The following is a 14,818-nucleotide window of genomic DNA, read 5'->3' as shown; positions in this document are numbered from 1 at the left end:
CAACCAGATTCAAGCCCAACAGGCCCGCAGGGCCCTATTCCTATGAAAATCGCTCAAGAAATCCGCGCTGGCAACGTGATCATGCACGGCAAGGACCCGATGGTCGTGCTGAAGACTGAATACAGCCGTGGCGGCCGCAACTCGGCCACCGTGCGCATGAAGCTCAAGAGCCTGATCGCCAACTTCGGTACCGAAGTCGTGTTCAAGGCCGACGACAAGATGGACCAAATCATCTTGGACAAGAAAGAGTGCACCTACTCCTACTTCGCTGATCCGATGTACGTCTGCATGGACGGCGAGTACAACCAGTACGAAGTCGAAGCCGAAAACATGGGCGACGCGCTGAACTACCTCGAAGACGGCATGGCCGTTGAAGTGGTGTTCTACGACGGCAAGGCCATCTCGGTCGAACTGCCGACCAGCGTCGAGCGCGAAATCACCTGGACCGAACCCGCCGTCAAGGGCGACACCTCGGGCAAGGTGCTCAAGCCTGCCAAGATCGCCACCGGCTTTGAAGTGCCCGTGCCGCTGTTCGTGTCGCAAGGCGACCGCATCGAAATCGACACCCGCACCGGCGAATACCGCAAGCGCGTCTAAACCGCTGCAGTGATCCCCCGCGAAAGCCGCCCCACCCGGGCGGCTTTTTTCATGGGGCTTTCACCAGGGTGGGCCAGGTTTGCACCGTCCGCGACACGGACTGGCCACACCGAGCCGCCACAATCGACCTCATGGCGATTGAAATCAACTCCGAAGTCGTGGCTGGGGCCCCCACTCCCTCAGCGTCTGTGATCGTGCTGCGCGATGGCCGCGCCGGGCTGGAACTGCTGATGATGCGGCGCCATGGCCGATCGGCCGTGCTGGGCGGGGTGCACGTCTTTCCGGGCGGCAAACTCGAAGCCAGCGACCACCTGGCCCCCGCCCTGGCGGATCCACTGGCCGGCCCACGCCTGGCCCAGGCCTTGAACGAGCCGGGGCTGGACCCCGCCATCGCCCTGGGGCTGTACGTGGCGGCGCTGCGCGAGACGCTGGAGGAATGTGGCCTGCTGCTGGGCCACGAGGACCCGACAACCGTGGCCGAAGTGCTGCGGCGCTGGCAAGGCGGCGAAGGCTTTGTGGCCTTGCACCAGGCGCTGGGCCTGCCCCTGGCGACCGCCAGCTTGGCACCTTGGTCACGCTGGATCACACCGCGCGTGCCCTCGGTCACCAACAAGCGCTTCGACACCCGTTTCTTTGTCTGCGCCGCCCCGCGAGGGCAAACCGCCGCACACGACAACCACGAAGCCACAGAAGCTTTGTGGACCACGCCCCGTGCCGCATTGCAAAGCTACTGGCGCAGCGAGATCGAGCTGGCCCCGCCCCAAATCATGACCCTGAGCCAGCTGGCCCGCTGCGAGTCCGTGGACCAAGTCTGGACACAGGCCCACCAAGGCCCGCCGGCCCTGATCGAGCCCGAGCCCTTTGACCAAGATGGCTTGCGGGTCATTTGCTACCCCGGCGATCCGCGCCACAGCCGGCCAGAGCCCGCTTGGGATGGCCCAACCCGGCTGACCTTTCGCAACCAGCGCTTTGAGCCCGAAGGCGGATTGGCGGCCTTGCTGCCCTGAAGCCAGCAGGGGTCATCGCCCCCACCGCGACAAGAGAGCAAGCGACCTGAAGGGGTTCACCCTCAGTCAGGAATGAGCCGCTTGCCCAAGCTGACCGAGGCATCTTGGGCGTAGCCCAAGCGCTGGTAAAAGTCCATGACCTGCTGGTTGTCACTGCGCACCATCAGGTTGATCTTTGGGCAACCCAGCGCCAGCAGCCGTGCTTCCACAGCCTGCATCAACTGTCGCCCCATCGCCAGGCGGCGCTGGTCAGGCGCCACCGCGAGGTAGTACACCCAGCCACGGTGGCCATCGTAACCAGCCATGGCCGTACCCACCACCGGTCGCCCTGGCAAATCAGCCACCAGGAACAGCTCGGGCTGCTCTGTGAGCTTGCGCGCAATGTCTTTGTGCGGATCGTTCCAAGGCCGCAGCAGACCGCAGTCACGCCACAGGGCGACGACGGCGGCTTCGTCGGCCACATCGTAGGAGCGAATACGCAAGCCAACCCCCAGTGGGGCTGGGCTTGCACCATCAGCCGAGGAGCTCATCAGCGCCTCTGCTGGCTCAACGCAACAAGGCCTTGAGGGCGTTTTGTAGGCGGCGCGCCGTGGCGGGGTCGCTGGCCGTGGCGAGCACGGTGGCAGCGTCCTGACCCCAAGTCTGAACCGGGGCCGGGTCGTTGCGGCGCGTCAGCAACTGCAGTTGCAGCATGCGGCGGGCGCTGATGTGCTCGGCCGGGGTCGGCACCTCAGCGGCCATTTCCAAGCGCAGCAAAGCTGTGCTGGCATCGCCCTGCGGCGCCTTGCCCAGGGCTTGGTTCCAAGCACCCCGCACGGCGGGGCTGACACGGCCACCCAATTCCTGGGTGCCAGGCAGCTGGGCCGGGTCGCGCTTTTCCCAGGCGGTGAGCAACTGGGTCAGGGCTTCGCCATGGGCCTGGGCGGCCAGCTTGCGCAGCGCCAGCTGGGCGTGTTCCAAAGCGTCTCGCTGGGCGCGGAAGGCGGTGTCACCCAGGCGCGGGCCACGGTCTTCACGCGGGGCACGGTCGGTGCGCTCGCCCCGGTCAAAGCGACCCGGGCGGCTGTCATCGCGCGGGCCACGGGCACCGTCACGGCCGCCATCACGGCGCTCGCCTGGGCGTCCCGGGCGGGCGGCTGGGGCCGGCTCGGCCTTCTTCATGCCAGGGCGGTCATCGCCGCGCACGGCCACCACCTTGCGCGGCGCCACGGGCTTGGCCACAGGGGCCGCTTCGGCCGCGGGGGCCGCCTCGGCATCACCCGCTTCGGCAGCGGCTTCGGCCGGGGCTTCATTCGGCGACTCGGCTTGGGCGGCCGCACTGGCTGCGTCGGCGCTGGCAGCCGCCGATTCGGTGGCCGCAACCACCGCTTGCTGGGCCTGGGCCTGGCCACGCAGGGCGGCATCCAGGTCGGCCATGGCGGTGCGGATCTTTTGCGCATCGCCGCTGGCGTTGGCGGCTTCCAGGGCCTTGGCCGCGTCCAGCACCACCTTGTCGCGCTCGCTCAGAGCGGCCGAGGCCTTGTCGCGCTCGGCGCTCTTGCGGTTGAAGGCTTCATCGATGGGTTTGCGGAAAGTGTCCCAAAGCTTTTGCTCGTGCTTGCGGTCCAGCGGCACGGACTGGGCTTCAGCTTGCCAACGTTGCTGCAGGGCCTTGACGGCATCCACGCGCAGCATGGCGGCAGCACCCAGGGCCTTGGCCTCGTCGATCATCGCGTGACGCACAGCCAGGCTGGCCTTTTGGGCGGCTTCCAGCGGTGCGGCAGCGGCGGCAATGGCCTCCTTCCACAGCGGCTGGATTTCAGCAAACGCTTTTTCGCCCAGGTGGCCCGCATCGCGCCAGCGATCGCTGAACTGGTACAGACCCCGGTTGATGGCCTTCCAGTCATGGCTGCCCGCTTGGGCTTGGGCCCAGGCCTTGAGTTCTTCGATCAGCGCCAGGCGCTGGGCCTTGTGCTCAGCGGCATCGGCCTTGATTTTTTCGAGCCAGGCTTCAACCACTTTGTGGGCTTCGTTGCAGGCTTCGTCAAAACGCTTCCACAGCGCATGGTTGGGCGCACCGCCTTGGTCGGTTTGCTTCCACTGGTCGCGCAGCGCCCGCAGGGTTTCCTGCATCTTGCGGCCACCCAGGGCCTGACCTTCGGGGCGGTTGAGCAGAGCTTCAGCGCGGCCCACCAGGGCTTCACGCACCTGGTCGGCGCTCCAGCGCTGCCAGCCTTCCAGCTCACCAGCAGCCACCAAGGCGGTGTGCACTTGGTGCTCCAGCGCGGCGTCGATCAAGCGACCATGGTCCTTGAGCACGGCGCGCAGCGCGGCGGCGGCGCCCGCACTGGCCTTGCCATGACCTTCGGCGGTTTCTTTTTCCAGACGGTCGAGGGCCTGGCGCACGATGTTCGAAGCCTTGTTGCGCAGCTCGGGCGGCACGGCCGGGCGGCTGGTGCGGGCGGGCTTGGGGGCGGTAGCGGCTGCGGCCTCGGCAGCTTCGCTGGGCAGGCCTCGGGCCACGCGCAGCTCATCGGCCCAGACCGGCACGGTGGGCAAGGCAGCATTCACATCTTCAGACGCGGCCACCGCTTGGGTGATGGCGACCTGGAAGGCCTCCCACACCACCAGCAACTGGGCCTTGGAGCCGTCCAGCATGGGCGGGAAACGCGATTCGACGCTGGCCCAGGCGGTGTCACCCGTCAAACCTTGGGCTTGGTCTTGCCAAGCTTGCACGTCACCGCGCAGACCTTCCAGCACGGCATGGGCATCGCGCCAGGGCTTGGTGGACAGCACTTCAATGCGTTGGGCCAACAACACGGCCGCTTCGCGCTGCACTTGCACGCGGTGCTGCAGGTCTTCAATGACCTTGACGCGGTCGGCCAGTTGCACCTTCAGCACCGACAGGGGCTCGCGGCTCAGCGGGGCGCCGGCCTTGGCGGCGTCGCGTTGCCAGGCCATGGCGTCGGCGATGTTCAAACGCGGTGCATCCAGCAGGGCCTGGGCCTTTTCGGCCCATTCGGCGGCAATCACTTCTTGGCCCTTGGCGCGCTTGAGTTCATCCAGGCGTTCGCGCACGGCACGGGCCGCACCCTTGTCGCGCACGCTGAGTTCCTTGAACACCTCCTGCAACAGGCTCTCGGCAGGTTGGCTGGCCAGCCATTCGCGGATGCGCGAAGAACGCTCGCCCGAAGTGGGCGCAGAGAAGGCACCACCCGTGAGGGCATCCAGGGGATGGGCGTCTTGGGCTTTGGCCGGAGCCGGGTTCACTTCAGGGGCGTCGGTCATTTTGTTGCGGGAAGAAAAACTGAACATTTTGTAGGTCGTAAAAGACGGCGCAAGGCCACCAGGGCCCTGGAACCGCCGTGGCTCAGACGACTGCGCCACAGGATCAAACCGCTATTTTCGCCCGAATTGGGGCGGCCCCACCAAGCGCGGCATGCGAAAGGCCTTCTGGGCCCTGATAAATCGGCACCAAAACGCATGGGGCACAGAGGAAGAACACGCCGCCAGCCCCCGCGCAGATGCCTTCAGCGGCAGCTCGGGCTGGACCAGCGCGCGCTCAGCGCACGCTCAGCGCACGCTGAGCCGCAGTTGGGCCGCAGCCTTCAAAACACCGCCTTGGTCTTCTGTTTTGACAGCACCCAAAAACAATTGATCGCTGGGCACCTGCTGGGCCAACAGGTAATCGCGCACCACCACGCCGCGCTGGGCCGCCAGCTCCTGCGGCAGATCATCGTCCACGGGGATGCTGGCCAACAGCAAGGCCTTCATCTCGTCTGGCGTCAACTCCTTGGGCAAGCCCAGCAGGTTGCGCGGCTTGGTGATCTTGGCTTGAAGGTAAGCGGCCTGGAGCCAACGAGGCACTTCGGCCTCCTCAAGGCTCAGCGGCTCTAGCACCGCCTGACCCACTTGCATCAAGGCGCGTCGCTTTTCGGCCAACAGGAGCTGGCGCAATTGCAGTTGGCGGTAGCCTTCTCGCTCGCCCAAGCGCTGGGCATGGCCAACCACCGTCAGGTTGAGGCTGGGTCGCTGGATCAGCGCCTGACTGAGCTTGTCCAGCGCGGCGCGGTTGTCGGCGGTCAGGGCGCTGCTGCCAGCCTCAAAAACGACTTCGCTCGTTTCGCTGGAAGAGGAACTCAAGACCCCCGCCAAGAGGCTGAAGGGCGAGGTCAAGGCCTTGCCGACCAGGTTGAGCACCAAGCGTCCCACGATGGGGCCGACCTTGAAATCAGGGTCGTTGAGCGAGCCGCTCACCGGCAAGTCCAGGTCAATGACCCCCTGACTGTCCGCCAGCAAAGCCACCGCCAATTTCACGGGCAAGGAATTGGGCGCCCCGGCCACCGGATCACCAAAGGTGAGCTGGTTGAGCACCAACTTGTTGCTCGCCGTGAGTTGCCCGTTGGGCTGCACATGGTAGGCCACGGTGGCGCTGAGTTTGCCGCGCTCGATGCCATAGCCCGCGTACTTGACCGCGTAGGGCGACAGCGGCGGCAGATCCAGGTCGCGCATCTTGCCCTGAATGTCCAGCACCAAGGGCTTGGCCAAGGGATTCAAACGCCCGGTGACCTCCAGCGCAGCAGATCCTTCGGCACGGCCGCGCAGCTCCAGATCCGCCAATGGCAAGCCTTCTGCCCCCGGCACGGAGGAGAAGCCGCCCATGCGTCCCGTCAGCTCGGTCAAGTTGGCCGAGTAGTTGGGCTGGATGAAGTGGTCCGAGAACAGCACCCTGGCGTTGACCACGGCCAGCGGCCCAAGGCGGATCACCGGGGCCGTCGGCGGTGCCTGACGTGGCGCCACAGCGGAAGCGGTCGCGGGCGCTGGATCGGCGGCTCGCTGGGGCGGGGGCGCTTGGCTGCCCGCCGGCGTAGCGGAGCGCAGCAAGTGCTGGAGGTTGAGCCGGCCATCCGGATTCACCACCACCCTGGCGTACAAGTCGGTCAACGAGGTTTCGGCCACGACCAGCGCCAAGGGTGCGGCCGGCACCATGGCCAAGGACAAGCCCCGGATGTTCAACGCCTTCCAGCTCAGCAACTCCTCGCTCGTCGGCGGCCCCTGCTCGGCCGTGTTGTGCGCCAGGACGCTGTTGGCGCGCACATCCTCGAGAGCCACATCGCCCTTGAGCTGCAGCGTGGGTCCGGCGTTCGCGGTGGTGTAGCTCAAACCACCCCGGAAGCTGGCATCGGCCCGCAACAACTCGATGTTCAGGGCCTCCGCAAAGTAAGGCTCCAAGGCTTGGATGGGCAATCGACTGGCCTCCAGGTTGCCCTGGGTGGACAGGGTCGTCAGGTCCAGCGTCCCTCGGTAATCTAAGCGCCCTGGCCCGGAGGCCTCCGCCTCGGGGGCGCGCCGTCCACTGACAACGGTGTTGAGCTGCAGCGCGACCGGGCTGGCACCCCAAGTGCCTTGACCATGGCTCCACGGGCCGGCCTGCAGGGTCAACGCACTCAAGTCCAGCTGCACCGGCCGCCCCGGGGTGGGCAGGTCACGCCAACCCACACTGCCGCCGGACACCGCCAGCTTGTCCAGCTTGAATTGCCAGCTTGAACGCGGGGGCGAAGCCTGCGCGACACTCGGGCGCGGCGCAGGGTCCGACGCCGCCACGGTCGGCGTGGCCATGGGGACCGACGGCCGTAACCAGGCCTCCGCCATCCACCGACCTTGGCCATCGCGTGACACCGTGGTGCGGGGCTTGCTGAGGTTCAGTGCGCCCACCTCCAGGGTCTGGCGGCTCAGGTCCAGCCGCAGGGACTGCAGGGCCAGGCGCTCCCAGGACAGCAAGCTTTGCTCGTCTTGCTGAAGGCGCAGATCGTCCACCGCCAACTCACTCAGGTTCAGCGCCAGGTCAGGGGCGCGCCAGCCCAGTCCCCCGACCAATTGAATCTTGCCGGCCAGCGTGGGGCGCAACCAGGCCGCTGCGTACGGTTGTCCCAAAGACAAAGGCAGGTCATTGACCAGCAGGCTGACGGACGCGGCCTGGTCAGTGCCCGATCCAAAGAAACGCAAGCGCGCCGGTGCCATCGCTGTCGCACGGGCCGCTGGCGCCTCAGGCGCCAGCAAAAACTGCCCCTTGAATTGGGCGGCCCGGCGCATTGGCCATTGCAGGTCTTGGACCGACAAGTTCAGGTCACTGAGCTGGGCCCGCGCCACGGGCTGGGTGCTGTCGTCCTGCCAAGCCACGCGGGCCTGCGCCAACTGAAAGTCATCCACCACCACCGCCCAGGGCTGCGCTGCTGGGGCAGCGGCGGGCTTGGAAGGCCCTGTGGGCGCTGGAGTCCCATTGGCGCCCAGCGCCTGCAAACGCCCCTGTGCATCACGCGACAGCGCCAGCTCAACGCCCTGCCAGACCACGGCACCCAGATGGACCCGGCGCTGCAGGGGCTGCAGGTCCTTCAGCGCCACCTTCAGGGACGGAAAACTCAACCAGGGCTGCCCTTGGGCTTGAGCCACCCGAACGCCTTTCGCGTCCAACTGACCCGACAAAGACAGGGACAGTTCGGGCTGCTGACGGAAGCTCAGCTTCAAATCGGCGTCCAACTGGCCAGCCTGCAAACGCACGGGCAAGCTGGATGGCAGGTAACGCACATAAGGCTGGATATCCAGCGCCTCCAGTCGAAGATTCAACTGGGTTTGACGACTGTCCGAAAAGGGCGCGGTTTGACCGTCCGCCTCGAACCGGCTCCCATTGAACTTGAAGGCCAAGCGCGGTGACACCGAAACCTCGCGCCCCGAGGCGAAATTGCTGAGAAACGGCAAGTCCAGCCGCAAATCACTCACATGGTGGTCATGGCCAGCGACGGTGTCATGGAAGGACAGTGCCCCGCCCTGCAAGCTCAGGTTGTGCAGCGCAAAGGCCAACGGCTTGGACGGCTTGTCGTCTGGCGTGCTGAACCGCTCAATCAAGTCGTCCACATCGTAGTGACCCGGCTTGGTGTGGGTCAGCTGCAGTACCGGTTGTTCAAGGCTCACAGCGTCCACCACTGGGGCCAGTCGCCACAGGGACTGCCAAGCCATATCTATATAGAGACGCTCCAAGGAGAACTGGGCGCCATCGCCGTCCTGGGTGGCCACCGCCAGGTCGCGCAGCGTCAACTCCAAACTCCAGGGCTTGAAGTCAATCTCGCCCACGCTGACCTGGCGCCCCATGGCGGCGCTGCCTTGGGTTTCGATCTCATGGCGCAGGACACGGGGGACCAGGACCCAAGACAGAGCCAAGAACAACAAACAGGCCCCACCCACCCAGACCAGACCACGCACCAGGGCTTTGCGTTTCGACGACAACAGATTCATGCCGCCATTGTGCTGTCGCCGGCCAATCGTCCGCGGTCAAAAATCACAAAAGTCCGAGGGTTGCGAGAGGCCATCGATGGACGCCTCTCGGGAGCGGGAGGAGGCCCCATCCAATAGAAAGCCCGACAGATCCAGTCGCTGGGTCTGCCGGGCTTGACGGCTGGCAACACGCCCGTGCCGTCGAACATGCAAGCGGGAGAGGACTGTCCCGGCTTGCAGGGAAGCAAGAGATTGCCTCCAGGGGTTGTCGGGTTCGCTTCGTCATCGCCAGCGGGTCATAAGCCTGCTGTGGACTGTCACTTGCCGACGGTCGCCTGAAACGCTCAGGCCTGTTCAGAATAGTCCGCAGCCCAGGCCTTTCAAGAAGGAATTTTCAATCGACAGCCCACTTTCCATTGAGAAAAGAGGTGACTGTATGGACATCCAGATCCAGGCCCCTATAACCCATTTTTTATACCGTTATAGATATAATGAATGGTTTTAATAGTCTTGACTTGTTATTTTGAATGCTCCTAGAATCCGCCCGTCCCTTCCAAACCAGGGACAACCCGAACCCGCTGCCGACCCCGGCTAAGTCAGTTCACTGCACCAGACCCCCTTGGGCACCGCAGGAACTTGATGGCGTACCAATCCAAACGAGGGATGGTTCCAGGCTGGTGCACCCGCTCACGCGGACGCACAAACCCCGAACCGCCCCCGCGTAGAAAGGAAGAGCTATGACAGCGTTAGGTCAAATCACCCGAGGCTTGCGAACCTTCGCATCCGACATCGCCGACGGTTTTTTTGAAATCACGCACAACGGTTTTGCCCTCCTGGGCCTGGCTGTTGCGTTTGCCGTGATCACCCTGACTGCCCGACCTGACCTGCGTCAGACGGGCGAAGAAAAATTGATGGGCTGGCTACAGTCCCGACAAGAGGCCGTGACAGGCCTGCAAAGCGAGCGTGAAGCCCGCGACCGTGCGACCGCCGCCGACCCCAAAGGTCTGCCCAAGTCCCAAGCGGCTGTGGCCTATTGGCTCAGCCGCAAGTACCGCGTGGCCCCCGAGCCACTGAGCGCCCTGGTGGCTGAAGCCTGGGACGTGGGCCAGCGCAGCCGCCTGGACCCGACCTTGATCCTGGCCATCATGGCCATTGAGTCGAGCTTCAACCCCTTTGCGCAAAGCGCCGTGGGAGCACAGGGCCTGATGCAAGTCATGACCCAGGTGCACAGCGACAAGTACCAAGGCTTTGGTGGTCATCTGGCCGCCTTTGACCCGGTGGCCAATCTGCGCGTTGGCGCCAAGGTGCTGCAGGACTGCATCGCCAAGGCGGGCTCGATCGAAGGTGGTCTGCGCTTCTACGTGGGCGCCGCCAACATCGAAGACGATGGCGGCTACACCGCCAAAGTGCTGGCCGAGCACACCCGGCTGCAGCAAGTGGCAGCGGGCCGAAACGTGCCGATCCTGACGCCGCCGAGCACGCCTCAGACCGTGCCAGTGCAAGCTCCGGCGCGCGCCGCCGCGCCCAGCACGAACAGCGAAAAGGTGGCCTTGCTCAGCCAATCCTGAGCGGCCACGGCCAAAAGGCTGGCTTGACGCTCTGCGTTTTGCCACGCAAAAGCACACCCGCAGCGCATGCGCTACACTACGCGGGTACGCGACTGGCGATAGGCGCTGGGGCGGTTCAGACGAACCACCCTCTGCCGCTGACGTGGGGTTACCACTGGGAAGCGTACCGCCCCAGGTCCAATTGGCCGGGGTGTTCAGCCGTTCGCCTGGGCAGCCCTTGTTTTGCTTTGCCTTCTGTTGAGCAACAGGGACCACGTCTTTAAGGACTGCCATGTACCACCGCAACATCCTCGTCGAGCAAACCGATCCCGAAGTCTTTGCAGCCATCCAGGCCGAAAATGCCCGCCAAGAGCATCACATCGAACTGATCGCCAGCGAGAACTACGCCTCCCCCGCCGTGATGTGGGCCCAAGGCTCGCAACTGACCAACAAGTACGCTGAAGGTTACCCTGGCCGTCGCTACTACGGTGGCTGCGAACACGTGGACGTGGCCGAGCAGCTGGCCATCGACCGCATCAAACAAATTTTCGGTGCTGATGCCGCCAACGTGCAGCCGCATTGCGGCGCCTCCGCCAACGAAGCCGTCTTCCTGGCCTTCCTGAAGCCTGGCGACACCATCATGGGCATGAGCCTGGCCGAAGGTGGTCACCTGACCCACGGCATGCCGCTGAACATGTCGGGCAAGTGGTTCAACGTGGTCTCGTACGGCCTGGACGCCAATGAAGCCATCGACTACGACGCCATGGAGCGCAAGGCCCACGAGCACAAGCCCAAGCTGATCGTCGCAGGTGCCTCGGCCTACAGCCTGCACATCGATTTCGCCCGCTTCGCCAAGGTGGCCAAGGACGTGGGTGCGATCTTCATGGTCGACATGGCCCACTACGCCGGCCTGATCGCCGCCGGTGTGTACCCCAACCCGGTGCCGCACGCCGACGTGGTGACCAGCACCACCCACAAGAGCCTGCGCGGCCCGCGTGGCGGCATCATCCTGATGAAGGCCGAGCACGAGAAGGCCATCAACAGCGCCATCTTCCCCGGCCTGCAAGGTGGCCCGCTGATGCACGTCATCGCCGCCAAGGCTGTGGCCTTCAAGGAAGCGCTGCAGCCCGAGTTCAAGGCCTACCAGCAGCAAGTCATCACCAACGCCCGCATCGTGGCTGAAACCCTGACCCAGCGCGGCCTGCGCATCGTCAGCGGCGGCACCCAAAGCCACGTCATGCTGGTCGACCTGCGTGCCAAGGGCATCACCGGCAAGGAAGCAGAAGCCGTGCTGGGCGCCGCCCACATGACCATCAACAAGAACGCGATCCCGAACGACCCGGAAAAGCCGATGGTCACCAGCGGCATCCGCGTGGGCACCCCGGCCATGACCACCCGTGGTTTCAAGGACGAGGAAGCCCGCATCACCGCCAATCTGGTGGCCGATGTGCTGGACAACCCGCGCGACGAAGCCAACATCGCCGCTGTGCGTGCCAAGGTCAACGCCTTGACCGCCCGCTTCCCGGTTTACCGTTAAGCCGCGCGCGAGCCCGCCCCGATGAAATGCCCCTTCTGCGGACACCAAGAAACCCAGGTGGTTGAAACCCGGGTGTCCGAGGACGGGGATTTCATCCGCAGGCGCCGCCAGTGCGGCGCCTGTGAAAAGCGCTTCACCACTTACGAACGCCCGGAAGTCAGCTTCCCGGCCATCGTCAAGAAAGACGGCCGCCGCATTGAGTACGAGCGCGGCAAGCTGCAAGCCTCCTTCAACCTGGCCCTGCGCAAGCGCCCGGTCAGCACGGTGCAAATCGACAGCGCCATCGAACGCATCGAAGAACAATTGCTCAACCTGGGGCAGCGCGAAGTCGCCTCCAGCCGTTTGGGCGAGTTGGTCATGCGTGAGTTGAAGAAACTGGACAAAGTGGCCTACATCCGCTTCGCCAGCGTCTACCGCAGTTTCGAAGACATCGACGAATTCAAAACCCTGGTGGACGAGGTGCGCTGAGGCGCCCTCCTCGGCCAGCAGTCAAGGCGCAGCCCTGCCAGCGCCGCCATTCACGGCATCTCAGGCCCAGGCGATCAAGTCAGACCAGCACGTGGCCGCGCCAGGTGCCACAGACTCAGCGCGCAAGCGGTGGCCAACAGCGCCGCCCCACCCGCGGCCCAGTAGACACTGACCAATCCCCAACCTTTGGCCAGGTAGCCGCCCCCCAAACCGCCTAGCACACCCGACACGCCGTAGCCGATGACGGTGAACAAGGCCTGGCCGCGTCCGCGCAAGCGGGCTGGGAAGTAGTGCGAGATCAAGGCGATGCACACCGTGTGGTGGGCCGCAAAGGTCAGGGCATGCAGGCACTGCAGCGCCAGCAGGAGCAGCAAAGAGCCTGCTCCCCAGGCCGTCAAACCCATGCGCAAGGCCATGGCCGCGCCACACAAAGCCAACCAGCCAGTCAATGGCAAGGCGGGCAGCCAGCGGCTTTGGGTGAAGAACCAGACCACCTCCACGATCACCGAGACGGCCCACAACAGGCCAATGACGGCCTTGCTGTAACCCAGGCTGTCGAGGTAGAGCGAAAAGAACACGTACAGGCTGACATGGGCCAACACATGGAAGAACAGCGACAAAAAGAACCAGCGCACCTCAGGCTGGCGCAACACCGGGCCCACGGAAAGATGCTCGTGGCGGGTCGTCGGCTTGGCCTCGCGCTGGTCGGGCAAGCACCAAGTGCTCCCCACCACGGCCAGCAAGGTCAGCACGGTCCAGGCCGGAAAGTCGTGCATGCCCCGCTGCTCGAACCACGAGCCCGCCAAAAACACCGTCAGCAGGAAGCCCAGCGAGCCGCACAGCCGCACCCGGCCATAGCGGCGGGCATCGAACTGCCCGCCCTGGCTCACCAAGTGGGCCATGGCAGCCTCGCTCATGGGCATCATGGCACTGGTGTGGCTGAACATCAGCAGCAGCACCCCAGCCAGCCACAGCACGCTGGGTGAATCGCGCCACAGGCCCAGCGACAACACCAAAGCCACCGAGGCGCTGTAGCGCATCAGGCGCACACGTTCGCCCAGTCGGTCGGACAAGGCGCCCCAGGCATAGGGTGCGAACAAGCGCGTGGCCGACTGGGCCGAGGTCAGCAAGCTGATGGCGACCAGGGGCAGGCCCAACTCTTTGAGCCACAGCGGCAGGTAGGGGTTGAAAAACCCGATGTGGGCAAAGTAGCTGGCCGACAGCGCACCAAAGGGCAGCAACTGCCGCAGCGAGGGGCCGGCGCTGCGGCGGGCGTCGGACAAAACCGGGTTCCGGTCAGCCGATGGACGCGGGGATGGGCGGCACGGCCAAGCGCACATCGCCGCACTGGGCTCGGTGGCGCAGCGCGTGATCCATCAGCACCAAAGCCAGCAAAGCCTCAGCGATCGGCGTGGCGCGGATGCCCACGCAGGGGTCATGGCGGCCCTTGGTGACCACCTCAACCGGCTGACCGTTGACGTCAATGGAGTCGCGCGGGCTGATGATGGAGCTGGTCGGCTTGATGGCCAGCGAGACCTCGATGTCTTGCCCGGTACTGATGCCCCCCAAGATCCCGCCCGCATTGTTGCTGCGAAAGCCTTCCGGGGTCAGCGAGTCGCCGTGCGTGGTGCCGCGCTGAGCCACGCTGTCAAAACCGGCACCAATCTCCACACCTTTGACGGCGTTCAAGCCCATCATGGCGTGGGCGATGTCGGCGTCCAGGCGGTCGTACAGCGGCTCGCCCAGGCCCACAGGCACGTTGGAGGCGGTGACCCGGATGCGCGCACCGCAGGAATCGCCGGCCTTGCGCAGCGCATCCATGTAGTCCTCCAGGGCCTGCACGTCGGCCACCGGGGCAAAGAAGGGGTTGTGGGGGACATGGTCCCAGCTCTCGAACGGGATCTCGACACTGCCCACAGCCGTCATGCAGCCGCGGAAGACGGTGCCGTACTGCTCGAACAGCCACTTGCGGGCCACCGCGCCTGCGGCCACGGTGGGCGCTGTCAGGCGCGCCGAAGACCGGCCACCACCGCGCGGGTCGCGGATGCCGTATTTGTGCCAATAGCTGTAGTCGGCATGGCCGGGACGGAAACTCTGCGCGATGTTGCCGTAGTCCTTGCTGCGTTGGTCGGTGTTGCGAATCAGCAGGGCAATCGGCGTGCCAGTGGTCTTGCCTTCGTAGACGCCGGAGAGGATCTCGACCGCATCGGGCTCTTGGCGTTGCGTCACATGGCGGCTGGTGCCGGGCCGCCGGCGGTCCAGCTCCAGCTGGATGTCCGCTTCGCAGAGGCTCATGCCCGGCGGGCAGCCGTCGATCACGCAGCCGATGGCTGGGCCGTGGGATTCACCAAAGTTGGTGACGGAGAAAAGGTGTCCAAGGGTGTTGCCGCTCATAGCCGCCGATTATCCCCGAC

General features: G+C 65.1%; 10 protein-coding genes and 1 riboswitch. Of the genes, 5 read left to right on the top strand and 5 right to left on the bottom strand.

Going from position 1 to position 14,818, the window contains the following annotated elements; genetic code table 11:
* The first annotated feature begins 42 nt into the window (after positions 1-42).
* Together efp and PSQ39_RS06330 are read left to right on the top strand one after the other, a co-directional pair.
* Positions 43-597 carry an elongation factor P gene (gene efp, locus PSQ39_RS06335; RefSeq protein ID WP_273925866.1) on the top strand — a complete coding sequence of 185 codons (555 nt, stop codon included), beginning with the start codon at positions 43-45 and terminating at the stop codon, positions 595-597.
* Between the two features lie 131 nt (positions 598-728).
* Positions 729-1,604, top strand: coding sequence for an NUDIX hydrolase (locus tag PSQ39_RS06330; protein ID WP_273925865.1), 876 nt, complete (start codon positions 729-731; stop codon positions 1,602-1,604).
* Positions 1,605-1,666: 62 nt separating this feature from the next.
* Here the strand turns inward: PSQ39_RS06330 and PSQ39_RS06325 are convergent, their stop codons facing one another.
* The 3 genes from PSQ39_RS06325 to PSQ39_RS06315 all read right to left on the bottom strand — a co-directional run bounded on the left by PSQ39_RS06325 (position 1,667) and on the right by PSQ39_RS06315 (position 8,873).
* A complete protein-coding gene (locus PSQ39_RS06325) occupies positions 1,667-2,086 on the bottom strand; it encodes a GNAT family acetyltransferase (RefSeq protein WP_273925864.1) in 420 nt (139 codons plus the stop codon).
* Between the two features lie 64 nt (positions 2,087-2,150).
* Entirely contained in the window at positions 2,151-4,898 is a 2,748-nt protein-coding gene (locus PSQ39_RS06320; protein WP_273925863.1) for a DUF349 domain-containing protein, read from the bottom strand.
* Between the two features lie 258 nt (positions 4,899-5,156).
* Positions 5,157-8,873, bottom strand: a complete 3,717-nt coding sequence (locus PSQ39_RS06315) for a DUF748 domain-containing protein (RefSeq protein ID WP_273925862.1) — start codon at positions 8,871-8,873, stop codon at positions 5,157-5,159.
* Between the two features lie 716 nt (positions 8,874-9,589).
* On the opposite strand from PSQ39_RS06315, the gene PSQ39_RS06310 reads away from it, so the two are divergent.
* From PSQ39_RS06310 to nrdR, 3 genes are all read left to right on the top strand, one after another.
* Positions 9,590-10,420 (top strand): lytic transglycosylase domain-containing protein, encoded by an 831-nt coding sequence (locus PSQ39_RS06310; protein ID WP_273925861.1) that lies wholly within the window; start codon positions 9,590-9,592, stop codon positions 10,418-10,420.
* Between the two features lie 78 nt (positions 10,421-10,498).
* A riboswitch (ZMP/ZTP riboswitch) is annotated at positions 10,499-10,639 on the top strand.
* A gap of 52 nt (positions 10,640-10,691) precedes the next feature.
* Complete coding sequence (gene glyA, locus PSQ39_RS06305) at positions 10,692-11,936, top strand: serine hydroxymethyltransferase (RefSeq protein ID WP_273925860.1); 1,245 nt, start codon at positions 10,692-10,694, stop codon at positions 11,934-11,936.
* A 21-nt stretch (positions 11,937-11,957) separates the two neighbouring features.
* Positions 11,958-12,404, top strand: coding sequence for a transcriptional regulator NrdR (gene nrdR, locus PSQ39_RS06300; protein WP_273925859.1), 447 nt, complete (start codon positions 11,958-11,960; stop codon positions 12,402-12,404).
* Positions 12,405-12,478: 74 nt separating this feature from the next.
* Here nrdR and PSQ39_RS06295 read toward each other — a convergent pair whose 3' ends face one another.
* Positions 12,479-13,687, bottom strand: coding sequence for an MFS transporter (locus PSQ39_RS06295; protein ID WP_273925858.1), 1,209 nt, complete (start codon positions 13,685-13,687; stop codon positions 12,479-12,481).
* 13 nt (positions 13,688-13,700) lie between these two features.
* A complete protein-coding gene (gene aroC / locus PSQ39_RS06290; RefSeq protein WP_273925857.1) occupies positions 13,701-14,798 on the bottom strand; it encodes a chorismate synthase in 1,098 nt (365 codons plus the stop codon).
* Positions 14,799-14,818: the final 20 nt, after the last annotated feature.

Source organism: Curvibacter microcysteis, assembly GCF_028649455.1.
Classification (GTDB): Bacteria; Pseudomonadota; Gammaproteobacteria; order Burkholderiales; family Burkholderiaceae_C; genus Curvibacter; species Curvibacter microcysteis.
Note: the sequence above shows the minus strand (reverse complement) of the source record. Positions and strands in the feature narration are given on the sequence as shown.

Coding starts and splice junctions, on each gene's coding strand:
- efp (WP_273925866.1), top strand. CDS start 43: ATGAAAATCGCTCAAGAAATCCGCGCTGGCAACGTGATCATGCACGGC.
- PSQ39_RS06330 (WP_273925865.1), top strand. CDS start 729: ATGGCGATTGAAATCAACTCCGAAGTCGTGGCTGGGGCCCCCACTCCC.
- PSQ39_RS06320 (WP_273925863.1), bottom strand. CDS start 4,898: ATGTTCAGTTTTTCTTCCCGCAACAAAATGACCGACGCCCCTGAAGTG.
- PSQ39_RS06315 (WP_273925862.1), bottom strand. CDS start 8,873: ATGAATCTGTTGTCGTCGAAACGCAAAGCCCTGGTGCGTGGTCTGGTC.
- PSQ39_RS06310 (WP_273925861.1), top strand. CDS start 9,590: ATGACAGCGTTAGGTCAAATCACCCGAGGCTTGCGAACCTTCGCATCC.
- glyA (WP_273925860.1), top strand. CDS start 10,692: ATGTACCACCGCAACATCCTCGTCGAGCAAACCGATCCCGAAGTCTTT.
- nrdR (WP_273925859.1), top strand. CDS start 11,958: ATGAAATGCCCCTTCTGCGGACACCAAGAAACCCAGGTGGTTGAAACC.
- aroC (WP_273925857.1), bottom strand. CDS start 14,798: ATGAGCGGCAACACCCTTGGACACCTTTTCTCCGTCACCAACTTTGGT.